Genomic DNA, 17,879 nt, shown 5'->3' on the forward strand with positions numbered 1-17,879 from the left:
GCAGAAATGCTTTCCTGCCCCCACATTATAAGCCCCCTTGGGGAAGCGTACAATCAGTCTCCGCCTACTTTCCGCTGTTGTTCTGAACGACTTCCGAAATTTTCTTATCGATATTGGTAACGGTGACATCCAGATCCTGTTGGCCAAGGAGATACATTTCCGCTTCTGGAATAACGTTGTTCTTAGCTTCATCCGCATATTTAGCCGGAACTTGCGTCGCACCAGGTGCCGAATTCTCCATCGTATATTTCAGGGAATCAACATCAATCATAGATGGATCCTTAGAACCACTCACAATCGTATCCACCAATTTGTTCGTATCCGATTTCGCCCAGCCAGAGAAGACACGTCCGCCAATTTCCAGTCCTTCTGAGGTATACCAGCGTACAAAGGTGTAAGCAGCTTCCTTATGCTTGGATTTAGCAGCGATCCCCATATAGGTTGGCTGAACAGGTGAGTAATGTTTGCTCTCACTATCCAGTCGAGGGATCGGCGCAAACGCGGTAACGAAGGTTGCTGGAATGGCATCCGTACCACCCGATTCCGCAACCATCCAGTCACCCATCGGAAGCATCGCTGCTAAACCATTAAAATACTGATTCCGGTAGGCAAGCTTCTGCGAAATAATATCCTCGTAAGGAGTAGCACTCTTATCTTCGTACATCATTTTCTTCATCATCTGCAGATTAGCCTTAAATTGCGGGTCCAGGGCATTGGAGGTTCCGTCAGATTTTAGAAAAGTATTATCCTCAGGTTTACTCATCAGCTGGAGTTGGAAATAATCTGGCCAATTGTGCAGATAGGCGCCAAAACGCTTCGTTGCGCCCTCACCCTTGGTCAATTTCTTGGCATACTCTTCGAAATCCGCCCAAGTCCAGTCGGTCGGAACCGGCAGACCAGCCTCATCTAGCATTTCTTTGTTAAGAAGCACGAACCAGCGCTGCATAGATGACGGTAACGCATAGACTTTGCCATTGACCGTAGTGTCCACTAGATATTCATCGGAGAGCTTATACCCTTCTTTCTGAATATATTCGTCCATCGGCGCTAACACACCGATATCTGCTCGCTGCGAATAGTTGGTATACGGCAGTTCGACAATATCCAGCGGGTCACTTGCAGCGGCCATCAAATCCAGTTTCTGCATAGAGGCTACTGAATCGCCTTTTTCATTCAGTAGATCCACTTCTACATGAATGTCGGGATGCGCCTTCTCAAACTCTGCGATAATCGTACTCCACTTCGCTTTAGCTTCCGTCTGCCAGGTACTCAGCTTCAGCGTAACCTTCTCTGCTGCAGGCTCCTTATTTCCACCAGCATCAGGCGCATCTGTTGCTCCTGCATTATTTGTTTTCGCATTTCCACCGCAAGCGGCCAATGACAACGCCATAGATGTGATCATAAGCACGGATAATAATTTCTTTTTCATATAGACCCTCCTATAAATGTGTTGGGTATACCTCGCTTTACAGCCAAAGCTATGTAACTGCTTACAAGAACATCCTAACATGCAGGATAGACGAGGAAAGTTCTCATATTCTACCGAAGAGAAACTATTTTGACTTTTATTATCCTTTCACGCCTCCGAGGGCAATTCCCTCAATAACCTGCTTCTGACCGAGAGCAAAAATAATCAGCAGTGGCAGAATTGCAGATACCGCACCAGCCATCATGAGGGAATAAACATCCCCGTATTGGTCCCCAAACAACCGAATACCTAACTGAATAGTAAACAGCTCTTTAGATTTCAAAAAAATGAGTGGGTACTGATAGTCGTTCCAGGTCCAGATAAAACGCAGAATAGCATAAGTAGCTACAGCGGGACGGATCAGCGGAAATGCAATTTGTAGAAAAGAACGAAAATGACCTGCTCCATCCATCCGCGCCGATTCAAGATACTCGTTGTTTACCCCCATAAAAAATTGCTTGAGCATAAACGCACCGATAATACTAAAGCTGTTAATTAAGATCAATCCTAAATGCGTATCAATCAGATTCAGCCAGTTAAATAGTAGAAACTGTGGAACCAGCGAAGCCTGCGGAGGAACCATGTAAAGGGCCAATACAACTACAAACATCGCATCTCTACCCGGAAAACGCAGCTTGGAGAACCCATAAGCAGCCAGTGCGCATATCAGCACATTAATTATAGTCGTGGCTAGCGTAATATAAATGGAATTTCCATAATAGCGAGCGAAGTCACCCGACCAAACCTGTTTATAATTTTCAATGAGGTTCCACTGCTGTGGCAACCATTGAATTGGAAAGTTAAATACATCTTTCTCCAGTTTAAAGGAAGTGGACAACATCCATAGAAATGGTAAAAGAAATGCGATGCCTAGCAGGCCCATTGCGATTGTCCAGATGGTTCTGGATAGAAGCTCTTTTCTCACTGTAATTTCTCCTTTCTGCCTTTAATAATTGACCCATTTTTTTTGCGCTAACATCTGCAGGGCTGTAATGATTAGGCAGATGAGGAACAGTACAAGTGCCATGCTAGAGGCATAACCAGTCTTCAATTGATTGAAGGCGGTGTCATATAGCTCATAAACGATAACGGTCGTGGAGTTGGCCGGTCCACCCTGTGTCAGTACTTGAATCAGATCGAAGATTTTAAATGAACCAATGACCCCTGTAACCAGCAGGAAAAAGGTAGTTGGCGAAATGCAGGGAACCGTGATATTGCGGAATTTCCGCCAGCTATTAGCCCCATCAATATCAGCTGCTTCATAAAGGTCCTTCGGAATACTCTGTAACCCAGCGATAAAAATAATAATATTGTAACCGAGCTGAATCCAAATCTGGATCAACATAAGCGACGGCAAAGCATAATGGATATCAGCTAACCATTTTGGCGGATTACTCCAACCCAGTGACATCAGGAATTGATTGACAGGTCCTAATGAGGGATGAAACATTACCTGCCAAACCATAGCGATGGCAACTACACTCGAGATGTAGGGAAGGAAGTAAATCACTTTAAACAAGTCCTTCAGGAACACCTGTTTATCAATCAGGATCGCTAACAGCAGAGCAACGATGATCGTAACCGGTACTGTGATAATAAAGAGCAGATTGTTCAGCAAGCTTTTCATAAAAGCATCATCATGAAACAGCCTTATGAAATTATCCATGCCCGCGAACTTAATCCCCCCTAACCCAGCCACAAAGTTCCAGTTCGTGAAGCTTAACAGCAGTGAGCCCAGCACTGGGATCAACGTCAAGATGATCAGCCCCAACATCAGTGGAGCGACGAATAAATACCCAGCGATTGCTTCGCGCGTATCCATTTTAAGATGAAATTTTCGTATCATAGTTCTCCTCCTTTACTTATCCATAATTGTAGAAAAAGTAAGCCGTAATCATAAGAACTAGAATTGTTCATTTTGGAACTAATTTTACCGATCCTTTAGTTGCGAAGTTTTCTAGACAACCAAGCATAAACGCCTTTGGCGTCCTTATAAGGACGCCAAAGGCGTTTATGCGAGAAATATAAGACATAAAGTATATTGTAAAACTTATATTTTCTTATATTTGCAAAAAAAGCGCGAGCCAAGCTCCCGCCATCCACTACATTTCTATTTTTCCACGTAAAGTAAAGATCGTTTTACACGGACGCAACCTCTACAACACCTTTTCCATCCCCACCCGTGCTTTTCAGCTTCTTACTAAAAATCACAAACAAGATGACGCCCATTAAGCTCGTTATAACTTCTGTTATGGTCATTGACCAGATCACGCCATGAAGTCCAAAAACAGAATGTAACACGATAATCATAGGGATAAACAATACGCCTTGTGTGATGGCCATAATGTTGGTTGGTACTCCCTGTCCTGTCGCTTGAAAAATACTCATAAACAAACCTGTAAATCCATTAAATAAAGCAGAAATCAGCATGGCTACCAAAATATAAGTTCCCATACTTAACACTGAAGGGTCATTAGAGAAGAAGTGCAGGATCGTTCCTCTAAACAGAAACACTAGACCTACAAAGACAAAAGCAATACCTCCGATATAGGCAAAAGCATGTTTAATTGTTGATTTAAGTCTCGCCATATTTTGACTAGCAAAGTTAAACGCAAATAGCGGAATCAAACCTAAGAATAAGCCCATTGATAAGAACTCCGGAACTTGCACAATTCTTAAGGCCACACCAAATCCGGCAACCACATTTTCTCCATATTGAATCGCGAAGTTATTTAACAAAAGCGTGCTCACAATCACAAAACTAAATTGCAATAACTCTGATACACCTATTTTGTATACTTCTAATTGATCTCGAACAGATATCTTGAAATGCTTCAAAAATCCTCTTAAATGCTCACTTTTCGTTTCTAAAAAATAGACATAATAAATCGCGGAACCCACATTCGCTAAAACCATCGCCAACGCAGCACCTGCCACATGCCATTTCAGCACAAGAATAAAGAGTGGATCAAAAATTAAACTTAAAGCCGTACTAATAAAGATACCGTACATCGATTCTTTGGAGGCACCTTCGGAACGGACTAGCTGTTCCAAGGCAAAATTAAGCACAATGGCAAATCCACCGACAAAAAGGGTCAAAGCATAAGCCTTAGTAAAGTCTAGAGTAGCAGCATCTGCGCCTAGTAATCGCGTAATTGGATCAATCGCTAACATCGCTATTAGAGCAATAAGAATACCCACTATAATGCTTCCATAAAAAGTGTATCCGGCAACCTTCTTTCCCTTCTCCGTATCCTTTTGCCCCGCGAGCCTTGTAATAAATGTTCCGCCACCTACGCCAAGCATATTCCCAAAGGCCATAAGGACTGTGAAGATGGGTAGACCCAGCGTAATGGCAGTCAGCATACTAGTATTGTGGAGTAAGCCAATGAAATAAGCATTGATTACATTATAGATGGTACCAACAGACATCCCGATCATCATAGGAATGGATAAATGAGCAATTGCCTTCTTGATCGGCGCCGATTCTAAATAATATTGATTGGAGACTTCTGTTTCCATGATTAACCCTCCGAACGTTTATAGACTTGAATTAACTTTTTGCAGTAAAGACTTTAAGTTTGCTGTTTCTTCCGGACTGAGTGCTTTTGTAATGCTTGCTTCTACCCCTGAGAAAATCTCATTGAACTCCTCGACCAAAAGAGCGCCCTTTTCCAAAACAAAAATGCTCTTCTGCCGTTCATCATTTTCAGGTGTGACACGCTTGATATAGCCTTTCTTTTCTAACCCTTGAAGCATGCTGGTGATACTCGCCCCTTTTCTATTAAAGACTTCCGCCAAATCCTTTTGAATTACACCTTTTTCTTGATGCTCAAAAATATAACCGATCATGCGTCCTTGCTGTGAATTCAGCCCTAGCTCATTCAGCCTGGCGTCAGCTGTACTTTTTAGTTTCATCCCGATCTCTCGAATCAAATTAGAAAATGGTGTATTTTCAACGGGTTTGCTCATTATTATTTCCTCCGCATTCGTATTAGTTAGAACTCTAAGTAACATCATTATCATAATAGTTAGAACTCTAACTGTCAATATTCTAACTAAATAAACTGGTTTTATTCTTCCTTTAAGGTAAGTACATGACGGCGGTGAATGTTTGGACTTCCGGCCACTGTTCCCTTGTAGAATGTTTTTTTAGTTCACCTTATTAAAAAACGCCCCTCTCCAGCACATGCCCGTAGACATGTACTGAAAAGGAGCGATTAGAGAAACTTACTTCACAAGTTCCTCTAAACTTCCGAATAATGCTTTTGTCGATTTCAGCTTGGACGCATTGCCGACTACAGTGAAATAATTTTGTTCCGTCACAGCCTTAAGTAAATCGGTGTACTGTCTGATATCTTCTGGTGTTGTCGACAAGATTTCATCCCGCTCTCGCTGCAGTTCGGCCTCCGTCACCTGTTCAAAATAATGTCGGTCCGCCCGCCGTCCCTGTGCGCTGGGACTAAGAGGCTGATCCAGCATAGATAAGGTACCGATGATCGCTTTGGTCATCTCATCGGGATCTGCTTCATACCCCTCAACAAATCGATAAGCCTGATCATAAACCTCCAGCGTCTCCTGCAAATTCGGATCACGGTAGGAGGTGAACATCATTATCCCATCTCTGCGCAGAACCAGGTTCCCGCCATACGCACCGCCCTTCACACGTACGGCATTCCACAGATAGGTAAGGCTCATGATTTTCTTGAGCACCTGCATTTTGCCTGAATATGTGAATCCTAGCTTAGTGAAGTCGTATCCCTTAACCACATATTGCACCTGGCTGGAAGACATGAATCCTTCATTGTCCGCATGTCCCTGTGCCGTAATCTTAGGCCTATTTACTACTGGCCGATCCTGGATACCCAGCTTCGCTGCATTAGCTATGAATTCTTCATACAAATCAGGCGTACCAGTCACGCTGATGATCAAATTGTTTTTATTGAACAAATCCCCACAGATGCCCTTTAGTGTGTCTGCCACCTGAGCTCCCTGTTGGTCGAACGTCTCCGCAAGCTCGCGGATAAAGCGGTAATAAGTAGCACCGCCCTGTTGTTCCTGATAAGCTCCCATATCCGAGAAATAGGACATCAGGCGGCTGGCCGCAATCTCATTCCCTCTTTGATTCAGAATCGATTCCATCTGCGAGGCTTCCCGGCGGACGATTTCCTGCAGCTTGGTCAGATTGTCGAGCGCACTTGTGTAGAGTATCTCTCGCAGCAGGTCCAGTGATTCACCAATATGCCCCGCCATCACCTTCACCAGCGCAGAGAATTTAGGCTGATAACTCGCCCCCGTAGCTTTTGCAGCGCCATAGAGCTCATTCCTGAAATATATGCCCCCGGTTTTGATCCCGATTTCACTGGTGAGCTCTTCGATGCTGTAGGACGCAGTCTCCATTTGGCCCAATACCTCTGCCAATAGCACCAAATAAGGAATCTTTTCAGGGGCTATAACACCCGTATCCCAATAAAGCTTGCAGTAGGCAATCTTATGGGTAGCTACCTCATGGTGGATCACTTTTATTCCCTCATGGATTTGTTCATGGGTCGGCACCTGAGGTTCTACGCTGCGGTTAATATCCTGTAAAGACAAGCTCGGTAGCTTCTGTAAATCTTCGGCTGCATCCGCACGACTCTGCCGCGCCAGAAGATGCTGTGTACTCTGAACAAGCTGCTCCAACTGATCTGGTTGCAGTGACGCTTTGTATTCACTCAATTGATGCTGAGTGGATGCTTCCTTTTCCGCTGCGATCGTCTTGGACGGGTTCAGTACCACCACACTGCAATGATCACTGTTCAGCAAATAGTCCTCAATCAGCTTCTCAAAATAACGGTCCGCAAGCTTTTCCCGAATGGCCGTGAGCACCTCTTCATAGCGCATGTGAGTAGTCGGCTGACCGTCATAGAGCCAGGACTTCATCACTTCGATATTGTAAGTAAGACCCTTCGGATACTGATTAAAGTCCGCTTCCCGCAGTTCAAATTCCTTACTGTTGACCGCTGCCAGCACCAGCTTCTCATCTAGTCCGTCCTGAACCAAACGCTTTAATGTAGTCTTCACCAGCTCCACAAAAGCATCTTTGGAGGAGGCATTGGAATGCGTCAGCGTAATACCAAGCAGCGGTTGAACCATACTGTCGGAATAAAAAGCAAACGCGTCTTTGCCAAGTCCGCTTTCGAGCAAGGCTTGCTTGAGCGGAGCTGCGTTGCTGTCCATCAGCATGCTTTTTAAAATATCAAAAGCAAGGTTCAGTTCCCGATCAGTAGAAGTTCCAATCACATAATTTAGACTCAAATAAGTCTTATCAGTGGCTGCTTCTGCTTCCAGAATCGGATAATCCGCTACCAGCTCCGTCATTCCAATGGGCTGTTGTAGCGCAATGGAAGTATCGAAGCTATTTCGTTCATAAGACCCAAGATATTCCTGGTCTATAAATTGCAGCTTTTCTTCAATATTAACGTCTCCGTAGAGATAAAAATAACTGTTGGACGGATGATAATAATTGCTGTGCGCCTTGAGAAACTGCTCATAGGTTAGCGCAGGAATTTCCTGTGGATCTCCACCTGAAGAATGACGGTAAATCGTGTCCGGATACAATGACTTTTTGATTCTATCCATCAATACCGTAGTCGGCGAGGAATATGAACCTTTCATCTCGTTGTAAACCACGCCTTTATAGATTAACTCATCTTCGGGATGCTGAAGCTCGTAGTGCCAGCCCTCTTGCTCAAAAATTTCTTGTTGCTTATAAATATTCGGTTGAAAAACACTATCCAGATAAACCTCCACCAAATTAGAGAAGTCCTGATCGTTCCGGCTCGCTACTGGATACATTGTCTTATCCCCAAACGTAAATGCGTTCAGGAACGTCTGCATCGAGCCTTTCAGTAATTCTACAAAAGGTTCCTTGACCGGATATTTCTCTGAACCACATAATACGGAATGCTCCAAAATATGAAAGACCCCCGTACTATCTTCAGGCGGGGTCCTGAAGCTTACACTAAACACCTTGTTGTCATCCTGATTCTGCACGAACAGCAGCCTGGCGCCGCTCTTCAGATGTTCCAGCGTGAATACGTTGGATTCGTTCTCCGGGATAAATTCCTCATTAACAACCTGAAATCCATAATAAGTGTTCCCTGTGATCAAACGGCTCATAGATTTCCCTCCTCTGTTTAGGGATATGATAACTCTACATGAGCTTATCATATCCCTGGGCGATTATTCCATCAGTAGAAGGTCTCCGGGATTAATTTCTGGTTCACACAAAACAAGACCACACCAGTATAATTACTGACAAAGCCTTGTTTTATTTCAAATGATCTTTTAATATTGCTCCGAGTTCAGCTGTGTATTTAGTCAACCTTAAGCTTATCTCTGTACGCATAACATCTCGAGTTAAACCAAAGCGTTCCTGATATCCACGGCAAAAGATTTTGTAATACACCAAGAATTCCTCCTGTTCATCTGCCAGCACCCTGATATTCCGCTGTTTAAGCTCTTTTTGCAGCCGATAAGTATCCTGCATGATCCGGCGTTGAATGGCTTGACCAGCCATCAAATAGGCACGTTTAAGAATGTTGCTGGAGGGCTCGATCTCTTTCAGGCTCTTGCTAACCATAGTATCTATATAAGGAAGCAAAATGAGGTCTCGAACCATCGTACGTTCCTCCATAGTTATCATTTTATCTGGGTTCTCACGCTGCTGTTCCTCGTACTGCTCAACATGCTCGGTCATGATCATTTTCGTTTTCCAGCGTTCATTACCCTCAAGTTTACTCATTTATAGTGACCTCCAATCTGTTCAGCTCTTTCTAGGGCAACACCGGATTCAAGCATAGATGAAGCTCTGATTAGAGCTTTACTGCCATAACGAGCTTTTATTTGATCGATTGCACGTTCTTTGTTGTAAGCCCGAACCCTGTCATCAAAGAGTGTAAGTTGGATGACGCTATCATCTGATAGGTTAGACAAGGAAATCGCTAATCGACCTATGGGAAGGCCTGACCAGTTGTCTGCAAATAATTTTTGCGCAGCAGCAGCTACTTCGTGTGTTAGTGATGTGGGTTCGGGCAATGTCATCTGACGCTCGTAAGCGTTTGAACGCTCTCCGTCCGTCTCTAAAACTGAAATAGATACTACCGATCCCATATAACCATACCGCCGGGCTCGCTGGCATACTTCAATGACGAGCTCAAGCAGCACAACCTCAATATCCGTATGCCTTGTGTATAAATTCCAGCGCAAAGCCTTGCCATGTCCCACTGATTTGATTTGATGACGCATTCCTGTGACCACTGGACTAGGATCTAGCCCGCGTGCAGTTTGCCAATAATATTCCGCTTGAATATCACTTTGCTTACCCATGGTAGTTCGCATTCGTCGCTTAAATTCTGACAGTTCCATTCGCGCAATATCTCCAATTGTGGATATACCCATACGCCAAAAATTCTTGGTCATTCTAGCCGCTACCATAAACATATCCTGCACGGGAAGTTTCCAAAGGGTCGTCTCTAATTGGTCAAAAGAAAGTTCATATATCCCATCCTTCATCTTTTTGGCGTAGTTATCTGTCGCCATCTTTGCCATAACCTTAGTAGATCCAATACCTACCCGTGTCCAGACTCCCGTCGAAAGTAAAACATGGTGCTGAATTTTATGAATCATATCCTGCAGCGATCCTCCGAAATACGCAAGAGATCCTGTGACATCCAGAAACTGCTCATCGATACTGTAGGGTTCTACCAGGTCGGTATATGTTCGGTAAATCTCTGATATTAAGAGTGATACTTTAATGTAAGTCCCCATGCGTGGCCTTATTACGATTAGCTCTGGGCATTTTGCTAAAGCTTCACCTACACGCGAAGCCGTTGTTACCCCCTTCGCTTTTGCAAGCGGGCAGGCCGCCAACACAATACCGTTCATTCTTGTTGGATCCCCCACTGCAACAGGTTTATCTCGATATTCAGGGTGGGCAGCTTTCTCCACGGAGGCGTAAAATGCCTGGCAATCAGACAGTAGAATGACGCGATTCTTAGGCATGGCGTTGTTCCTGCACGGGTTGCCATGAAAGAATATTTGCTGCCAAGAACATGCGAGGCGTTCCTGTAGTCAGACAGCTAGCTCGTATGCGTCCGTCACGGATACTGTGTATTTCTATTTTCCGCTGGCTGATATTTCTCGCCTTATCCTGATATATAATTTCAATTATTTGGCCGATGCTGATTTGCATGCGATCGCCTCCATAAAAATAAGAACACTTGTTTGTATTATATGCGTAATCGGGAATTTTAAGCAACAAAAAAGGTGAGGTAATTTCCCCCACCATACCGGATCTGATTTTTTTAAAGCTAAGAATAATCTAATCCAGACTGAACGAGATCACAGTTCATTAGAGTGCATCCATGTGCTATAAAAAATGAGCATCCAGACCTGCGTAATCAACAGAGATTGAACAGACAACGAAAAAAGTTTACACTTTGATAGAGTAAACAACAGTAGTAAATTATTGATCTGTACTCAAAAGCTTTTTCTAGAAAGGAATTTTGCTAATGTTCCGTTCCTCCTACACCTTTCGCTCGGAAGAAGAAGCTTCCATGCTTCTGTTTGATTCTATTGGTTGGGAACAACTCGATTCACCTGCCTACTCCTTCAACGGCCAGAACCGGACGGAGAGAAGTTGTGTTATTTTTCAGTACACATTATCGGGAGAGGGTAGAATTGAAATAGATGGGGTTGTTCATCGGTTAACGAAGGGCAAAGCTTTTCTAGTGACTGTCCCCAGCATACACAGGTACTATTATCCGGAAGAAGGCACCGAGCCTTGGGAAGTTTTATGGCTCAATCTACGGGGGCCTTTAGCGATTTCACTTTGGAACCAACTCGCTGCTCATTGCGGTCCAATTGTAGAACTCCCCCAAGAATCGGTTTCGATAGATTTATTGTGGAGTACATTCAAGGACATTCAGGTTCATGAAGAAAGAGATTTGCATCTTTTAACGGGAAAAGTCTTTCAGTGGATCTTGTCCATGGAGAAAACCCTCAAGAAACCAAATTTGTTAACCACTTATATAAAAAATGACAAGCTTCACGCCGCTATTCAATTCATGAAGAATGATCTGCATAATAATAATCTAAGCTTAGACGATGTTGCCGCTCATGTTGGTGTTTCCAAACATCATCTTTGCAGACTGTTTCAAAAAAACATCAATCTTTCACCCTTTGAATATTTAAAAAGACGGCGGATCGAGTTGGCAGCTTCCAAGCTTAAAACAACAGATTTGAGTATCAACCAGATTGCGACGGAAAGCGGATTTGATAATGCCAGCTACTTCGGAAAGGTTTTCCGGTCCTATTTTGGGGTCAATCCTTCGACTTACCGCGAACAGGATCTGGCGTTCCAAACCAAACATGTATTTTTCGAAAATTGATCCATATAACAAAGGAGCAAGCCAGTGGCTTACTCCTTTTCTTATTAAACCTCTTTGAGTACAAATAATAAGCTTTTGAAATCGCCCTCAAGCTGTGGAAGTGAGAGTCCGAAGTGCATCAGCTCATCCCCTCTGTACACTTCACCGTTAAGCTCAAGTTTGTAGTTCTTAGCTGGGTCGAGTCCTTTCAACCGCAATCTGCGGAGAGGTGCATTAGGCTCGGCCAGAACTCTGAAATACGTGGCAAAAGCTTCTTTTTTATCATCCGAAACAAACATCCATGCAGTCTGATTCCCCTCAAATGGACTGAGCAGTCGATAGAAATCACCGAACTGAATCAGCATTCTCAGTTCCTTGTACTCAGAAACCTGCTTACGGATATCTTCGCGTTCAGCTTCAGTTAGCTTGGTCATATCTAGTTCGTAGCCGAAGTTACCAGACATCGCAACATGACCGCGTGTTTCGAGTGGTGTGATACGGTGCACCTGATGGTTAGGAACAGCCGATACGTGAGCACACATAGAACTTGCAGGATACACCATGCTTGTTCCATATTGGATCTTCAATCTTTCAATCGCGTCCGAATCATCACTAGTCCAGGTCTGTGGCATATAGTACAGCATTCCCGGATCATATCGTCCGCCGCCGCCGGAGCAGCTCTCGAACAAAATATGAGGGAAACGGGTGACGATACGCTCCAGCACATCATAAAGTCCAAGAATATAGCGGTGAGCCGTTTCGCGTTGACGTTCCGCTGGCAGAAGAGCAGATCCAATCTCCGTCATATTCCGGTTCATATCCCATTTCACATAAGTAATCGGAGCCGATGACAGCACGGAGCTAACCGAATCCACAATATAATCACATACATCCTTACGGGATAAATCCAGAACGAGCTGCTGGCGAGCTAACGTTCTTTTGTGACCTGGTACATGAAGACACCAATCTGGATGTTCACGATAAAGATCACTTTCTGGCGATACCATTTCCGGTTCGAACCATAATCCGAATTCCATGCCCATTGCCGTAATATCTTCTCCAAGTTTTCCAAGACCTTCAGGAAGCTTGCGGCGATCCTCTACCCAATCTCCGAGGGAGCTATCATCATTGTCTCGTTTCCCAAACCAGCCGTCATCTAAGACAAACAGTTCAAGTCCGAGATCTTTGCCTGCTTGAGCGATTTCTTTGATTTTATCTGCATTAAAATTAAAATAGGTAGCTTCCCAGTTGTTGATGAGAATAGGGCGCTTACGATCACGGAATTCGCCTCTGCATAACCGGGTCCGATATAGGCGGTGATAAGTCCTTGATAATCCCCCAAGCCCTTGACTGGATCTTACCAGCACAGCTTCAGGAGCCTGGAAGGATTCCCCAGGTTCAAGCAGCCATTGAAAATTAAACGGTTGAATGCCGATCCCCACTCTGGAAATACCGTATGGATCCACTTCTGCTTGCGCAAGAAAGCTTCCGCTGTACACAAGGCTGAACCCGTATACTTCACCGTGGTCCTCTGTTGCATCTTTTGCAAGCAAAGCCATAAAAGGATTCTGCGTGGAGCTACTCGCGCCGCGCTTACTGTCAATTCGGTGGATACCAGGTACAAGCGGTCTTTTGTGGATATGACGTTCTCTTGTCCAAGTACCAGATAATTGCAGCATGTCATAATCAGAATCATGGAAGTCAACATTTGCGCTTAACACACGCTTCAGCACCACATTGTCCTTACCTTGATTCTCAATCCGTACAGAACGTGTGATCACATCCTGATTATTAAACACGGTGTAGCTCAATACAGCAATCAGCCCGCTTTTGTCATCTTGAAGAAAAAGTTCCAGTGTCTCTGCTTCTTCTTCACTTTCAACATAAGTGGAAGGCAATCCCTTTAACTCAGGCTTCCCTTTATTGATCTTATAGCTCTTATAAAGGAAATCCGTAACGGTCGTACCATCTACCAAATGAACCTCAAGCGCCGGTTCCCGGAAATCACCATTCCCATAAGACGGAAATTCACTCGGAATAGTGTCGAGGGAGATTCTCTTGTCCTCCATTGTGTAGGTCGGGCTAAAAGAGCAACGTTCCACCAAATTCAGCGGTTGCACTATTCCTTCTAATTTAGGACCCCAATAGACATGCGCTGGAAGCTCACCTCTAACGACTTCAATAACGTAGCTGGACTGCTCAGACTGTAAATGAAACACCTTGCGGCTGTCATCATAATAAATGCTCATAATATCCTCCTACTCTTCTTATCAGATCTTGTTGTAATATAACTGACTTAATTTATCTTGTTGTTTGAAGTCTATTTTAAAGATAATTGGAAGGGGATACAATCTTAATATCTATACCTTAAGTAGTAAAATATTGATCTATAAAAAATTCAATTTCATGTTATTAAGCTTTGCAGAACAATAAATGATTATTAGCGGCTATAGTAAAAAAAATACATAAAAAAAGAGGCCCCAAGATAAGGGCCTACTTCCTGTGAATCTTCCTAATTAAATATCAAATACGGAACGTACAGTAAGCTGTGCACGAAGTTCTTCCACCGTAGCCGGCTTGTCGAGATCTTTTTTAGCGATGGTAATGGTCCTAGTTGTACCACCCGACATATCAAAATAGTTGTCGCTGAAGATGGCATCTCTCTCCTTGAAGTCTAGGCCGACAAAACGAGCATACGTCTTAGCCTTCACGGTAATGACAAATTTTTCTTCTTCCTCGGTAAGCATAGCTTCAAGCTCAGGGTCAACGAAGCTAAAATGCTTCGGCTTCACAAACAGGACCGTGCCGCCACTCTTTGTCTCGCTCTCTACCTCAAAAGAATATTCCAGATAAGTCTCACGTTTCTTCCCTTTCGTATCCAGTATGTGGCCGAAATCAAGCTGTTCGAACTCAGCAGTACTTAACGCGGCAATCTCCACTGGCTTTGTGCCTTCCAGCAAGACCTCCGATGTCGTAGTAAGCAGTCTCCAACTCAGTTCACCAATAACTTGTTCTCTGCTTTCGTTAGAGACATGAAGGGAGACCTTCGTTCCTTCGTCATGGGCAGAAACAAGAATCGGCGCGAAGAAATGTTTAGCCGCATAATGCATAGCCTTCCACCGGCCATAATAGTCGATACTGGACCAAGAAGCTACCGGCCAGCAGTCATTCAACTGCCAGTACAATGCACCCATGCAGCGACCTCTATGTCTACGCCAGTGCTCAACGCCGCAGCGCATCCCTTCTGCTTGGATCAGCTGTGAGGCATACAATACAGAATCAAAATCTTTCGGATATTTGTAGGTCTCCCCAATATAATAGAGAATTTTCTCATTCCCGGTATTGTTCTTCTGATGGGACTCCATGACATAAGAGAAGATATTGCGATCCTCCGGCAGCGTGAACGACTCGATGGTCTTCAGGCCCGGAAACGACTGTAACCCGAATTCAGACATATAGCGCGGATATAGCTTCCGGTAATCGGTAAACGGTTCCTTCCCATGCCAGACTCCCCAATAATGCATATCTCCGTAATTCTCGTCATTTGGCTTGTCAAAGCTACCCTTGGAGGAGGGTGAAGCACGCCAATAGAAGGTATTCGGATCAATTTCTTTAGCGATTGCCGGTAGAAGCACCTCATATTGCTTAATATAATCTGCCTTAAGCTGCAGTGAGTAATGCTTCTCCCAGTCCCATTCGTCCCAAGCCAGCTCCTGCTCGTTGTTGCCGCACCACAAGCCTAGCGAAGCATGATGGCGAAGACGTTTCATGTTATCGATGGTCTCGTGAGTGATATTCTCCTCGAAGGCTTCCGTCAGAGCATAAATGCCGCAGGCATACAGATGATCCTGCCAGACAATGAGGCCATATTCATCGCACAGATCATAGAAATAGTCATCCGGATAATACCCGCCACCCCATACGCGAATCGTATTGAAATTGGCAGCGACACAGCTTTGGAGCAAACGATCCGTGCGCTCCCTAGTTACGCGAGGTAGAAGATTATCTTCCAGAATATAGTCAGCACCTGTAGAGAAAATAAGCACACCGTTGACTTCAAAAGCAAACGATTCTCCCCACTGATCTTCTTCCTGCTTCACAGTAATGGTTCTAAGTCCAATCCGCAATTCTCTACGATCTAACTCCTGCGCCTTTTCCTCAACTACAACCTCTACGTTATACAGTGACTGAGCACCGAGATTATTCGGCCACCACAGCTCTGGCTCCATAATTTCCAATGCAATATGATGATCCGTCCCGATCATTTCAGACACACGATGCTCAATGCACAGACCCGCTGGTGTTTGAACTTTAACCACAATTTCTCGATCAGCCGCTTGCCAGCTCTCTGTTCTAACTCGAACATCCAGCATGACCTTATCCTTCTCATGGAATTGAGTAATATAAACATCATCAAGGCGAGCACTGTTGTAACCCTGAATAGAGAGACTACGCCAGATTCCTAGATCGGGTAACTTTGGACCCCAGTCCCAGCCGAACATGGAGTGTGCTTTGCGCAGATGCGATATCCCCTCTACCGCATCAGCACATCCACTAAGCGGCAATTCTGCTTGCTTCCGTAGAGTGAATTCTACTGGGGAGCGAAAAATGGCGTGGATAGTATTATCACCAGGCGTCAATACAGACTTGATATCCACTTCATACGTCCGGTGCATATTGTCACTGTTCAGAATATTAGTTCCATTCAGGGAAAGCTCACAAAGCGTATCGAGCCCTTCACACAGCAGAAATACTCGGTCATGCTCTAGTACGCCTGCTTCCAGCTGAAAACTACGCTTATATTCGTAATCGTAATTGGACAGTTCCAGAACCTCATACTCCTGCTCGCGGTAGAACGGATCTGGCATTTCACCGGCATTCAACAAATCATGGTAGACAGAGCCTGGCACGCTGGCTTCCAGCCATTTCGGTTCATGAAGCCGTTTCATTTCCCATTTTCCGTTTAGATTGACAAGTTGCATATTTCCGCCTCCACAAATGTGCTATTTTGACTTCTTGTATTAAAATTTTAACAATAATATGTATACATTTCTTCTATTGTGTTCGCAAAAATAGTGTGCTATTTTGATATCACTAACACTGGAGGAAAAACATGATCAAATACACTGAGGCAAGCCATATTAACCCCGAATTGCTAGCTGATCCCTTCTGGGTAGAATCTCTGAGTCAGGTATCCCCAGAACATACGCATGATTTTTATGAATTTTTCATACTCACTGAAGGCCGATGCCGGCATATCGTCAACGGGGCTGCCCAGCTTCTTCAATCTGGCTGCCTTGTCTTCATCCGACCCGATGATACCCATCGCTATGAAGCTGACGGGGATAGCGATTGCCGCTTTCTGAACATTCCCTGCCGAAAAAGCCTCATTAATGATGCCTTTAGTTACCTGAATGAAGAAGAATTCCTGCACGGGCTATTACATACTCCGCTCCCTAGAATCGCCATGTTATCTCAAATGGAGATGGATGATTTCATTCGTTCTTTCGAACGCATCCGAATGCTTTCTACCTTAGACAAAGTAAAGTCCAGGATTTATCTGAAAGGAATACTCGTAGATACACTTACCCAGCATTTTTTCTCTCCAGAAACCATCGAGCAGCCAGAATTCCCACTGTGGCTCGAACATGCCGTTTCCAAGATGCATCTAAAAGAAAACTTAAACAAAGGCCTTCATGCCCTGTACGAGTTATCGGGCAGAAGCGCCGGTCATGTCAACCGGGCCTTTCGCCAGTACTTGAACCAGACACCAACAGAATATATCAACCAACTTAGGCTCAACGTGGCACGTAATCTGCTACTTACTACAGAACTACGTGTGGTCGAAATTGCTCTGGAGTCCGGCTTTGACAATGTCAGCCATTTCTATCATCAATTCAAAAAGTACTATCACCAGGCCCCGCTGGATTTCCGCAAAAATGCGCATGCTAATAGACTAGTTTAATTAACATTTGAAAACATAGAAAAAGGCTCCCCCT

The 17,879-nt window shown here is 44.3% G+C and carries 13 protein-coding genes; 2 read left to right on the forward strand and 11 right to left on the reverse strand.

Annotated features, from left to right (window positions below):
* Positions 1-64 precede the first annotated feature (64 nt).
* From ACFWMP_RS19160 to ACFWMP_RS19200, 9 genes are all read right to left on the reverse strand, one after another.
* Complete coding sequence (locus ACFWMP_RS19160) at positions 65-1,429, reverse strand: ABC transporter substrate-binding protein (protein ID WP_076284704.1); 1,365 nt, start codon at positions 1,427-1,429, stop codon at positions 65-67.
* A 139-nt stretch (positions 1,430-1,568) separates the two neighbouring features.
* Entirely contained in the window at positions 1,569-2,351 is a 783-nt protein-coding gene (locus tag ACFWMP_RS19165; RefSeq protein ID WP_283912227.1) for a carbohydrate ABC transporter permease, read from the reverse strand.
* Between the two features lie 63 nt (positions 2,352-2,414).
* On the reverse strand, positions 2,415-3,314 hold the full coding sequence (locus ACFWMP_RS19170) for a carbohydrate ABC transporter permease (protein WP_076284705.1): 900 nt from the start codon (positions 3,312-3,314) through the stop codon (positions 2,415-2,417).
* A gap of 293 nt (positions 3,315-3,607) precedes the next feature.
* Positions 3,608-4,990, reverse strand: coding sequence for an MATE family efflux transporter (locus ACFWMP_RS19175; protein ID WP_076300765.1), 1,383 nt, complete (start codon positions 4,988-4,990; stop codon positions 3,608-3,610).
* Between the two features lie 18 nt (positions 4,991-5,008).
* Positions 5,009-5,440: a MarR family winged helix-turn-helix transcriptional regulator gene (locus ACFWMP_RS19180; RefSeq protein ID WP_042190718.1), complete on the reverse strand. Its 432-nt coding sequence runs from the start codon at positions 5,438-5,440 to the stop codon at positions 5,009-5,011.
* 258 nt (positions 5,441-5,698) lie between these two features.
* Positions 5,699-8,629 carry an insulinase family protein gene (locus tag ACFWMP_RS19185; RefSeq protein WP_076300764.1) on the reverse strand — a complete coding sequence of 977 codons (2,931 nt, stop codon included), beginning with the start codon at positions 8,627-8,629 and terminating at the stop codon, positions 5,699-5,701.
* Between the two features lie 151 nt (positions 8,630-8,780).
* The gene (locus ACFWMP_RS19190; protein WP_042190722.1) at positions 8,781-9,254 is read right to left on the reverse strand and encodes a YhjD family protein; all 474 of its coding nucleotides are present in this window, start codon (positions 9,252-9,254) and stop codon (positions 8,781-8,783) included.
* Entirely contained in the window at positions 9,251-10,513 is a 1,263-nt protein-coding gene (locus ACFWMP_RS19195; RefSeq protein ID WP_379424492.1) for a DNA polymerase IV, read from the reverse strand. Before ACFWMP_RS19195 ends, ACFWMP_RS19190 begins: the two co-directional genes overlap by 4 nt.
* Positions 10,506-10,703, reverse strand: a complete 198-nt coding sequence (locus ACFWMP_RS19200; protein ID WP_042190727.1) for a hypothetical protein — start codon at positions 10,701-10,703, stop codon at positions 10,506-10,508. Before ACFWMP_RS19200 ends, ACFWMP_RS19195 begins: the two co-directional genes overlap by 8 nt.
* Positions 10,704-11,022: 319 nt before the next feature.
* Here ACFWMP_RS19200 and ACFWMP_RS19205 point away from each other — a divergent pair, with 319 nt between their 5' ends.
* The gene (locus ACFWMP_RS19205) at positions 11,023-11,901 is read left to right on the forward strand and encodes a helix-turn-helix transcriptional regulator (RefSeq protein WP_379424493.1); all 879 of its coding nucleotides are present in this window, start codon (positions 11,023-11,025) and stop codon (positions 11,899-11,901) included.
* Positions 11,902-11,945: 44 nt separating this feature from the next.
* Here ACFWMP_RS19205 and ACFWMP_RS19210 read toward each other — a convergent pair whose 3' ends face one another.
* The gene (locus ACFWMP_RS19210) at positions 11,946-14,129 is read right to left on the reverse strand and encodes an alpha-galactosidase (protein ID WP_379424494.1); all 2,184 of its coding nucleotides are present in this window, start codon (positions 14,127-14,129) and stop codon (positions 11,946-11,948) included.
* A 267-nt stretch (positions 14,130-14,396) separates the two neighbouring features.
* On the reverse strand, positions 14,397-16,862 hold the full coding sequence (locus ACFWMP_RS19215; RefSeq protein WP_379424495.1) for a beta-mannosidase: 2,466 nt from the start codon (positions 16,860-16,862) through the stop codon (positions 14,397-14,399).
* A gap of 131 nt (positions 16,863-16,993) precedes the next feature.
* Here ACFWMP_RS19215 and ACFWMP_RS19220 point away from each other — a divergent pair, with 131 nt between their 5' ends.
* Positions 16,994-17,845: a helix-turn-helix domain-containing protein gene (locus ACFWMP_RS19220; RefSeq protein ID WP_339243035.1), complete on the forward strand. Its 852-nt coding sequence runs from the start codon at positions 16,994-16,996 to the stop codon at positions 17,843-17,845.
* Positions 17,846-17,879: the final 34 nt, after the last annotated feature.

The sequence above is a fragment of the Paenibacillus sp. NPDC058367 genome, assembly GCF_042723305.1.
In the GTDB taxonomy this organism is placed as follows: Bacteria; Bacillota; Bacilli; order Paenibacillales; family Paenibacillaceae; genus Paenibacillus_AQ.

What these genes read in the sequence shown, in the direction of transcription:
- ACFWMP_RS19180 (WP_042190718.1), bottom strand. Translation starts at nt 5,440, where the DNA reads ATGAGCAAACCCGTTGAAAATACACCATTTTCTAATTTGATTCGAGAG.
- ACFWMP_RS19175 (WP_076300765.1), bottom strand. Translation starts at nt 4,990, where the DNA reads ATGGAAACAGAAGTCTCCAATCAATATTATTTAGAATCGGCGCCGATC.
- ACFWMP_RS19210 (WP_379424494.1), bottom strand. Translation starts at nt 14,129, where the DNA reads ATGAGCATTTATTATGATGACAGCCGCAAGGTGTTTCATTTACAGTCT.
- ACFWMP_RS19215 (WP_379424495.1), bottom strand. Translation starts at nt 16,862, where the DNA reads ATGCAACTTGTCAATCTAAACGGAAAATGGGAAATGAAACGGCTTCAT.
- ACFWMP_RS19195 (WP_379424492.1), bottom strand. Translation starts at nt 10,513, where the DNA reads ATGCCTAAGAATCGCGTCATTCTACTGTCTGATTGCCAGGCATTTTAC.
- ACFWMP_RS19200 (WP_042190727.1), bottom strand. Translation starts at nt 10,703, where the DNA reads ATGCAAATCAGCATCGGCCAAATAATTGAAATTATATATCAGGATAAG.
- ACFWMP_RS19190 (WP_042190722.1), bottom strand. Translation starts at nt 9,254, where the DNA reads ATGAGTAAACTTGAGGGTAATGAACGCTGGAAAACGAAAATGATCATG.
- ACFWMP_RS19170 (WP_076284705.1), bottom strand. Translation starts at nt 3,314, where the DNA reads ATGATACGAAAATTTCATCTTAAAATGGATACGCGCGAAGCAATCGCT.
- ACFWMP_RS19160 (WP_076284704.1), bottom strand. Translation starts at nt 1,429, where the DNA reads ATGAAAAAGAAATTATTATCCGTGCTTATGATCACATCTATGGCGTTG.
- ACFWMP_RS19220 (WP_339243035.1), top strand. Translation starts at nt 16,994, where the DNA reads ATGATCAAATACACTGAGGCAAGCCATATTAACCCCGAATTGCTAGCT.
- ACFWMP_RS19185 (WP_076300764.1), bottom strand. Translation starts at nt 8,629, where the DNA reads ATGAGCCGTTTGATCACAGGGAACACTTATTATGGATTTCAGGTTGTT.
- ACFWMP_RS19165 (WP_283912227.1), bottom strand. Translation starts at nt 2,351, where the DNA reads ATGGGCCTGCTAGGCATCGCATTTCTTTTACCATTTCTATGGATGTTG.
- ACFWMP_RS19205 (WP_379424493.1), top strand. Translation starts at nt 11,023, where the DNA reads ATGTTCCGTTCCTCCTACACCTTTCGCTCGGAAGAAGAAGCTTCCATG.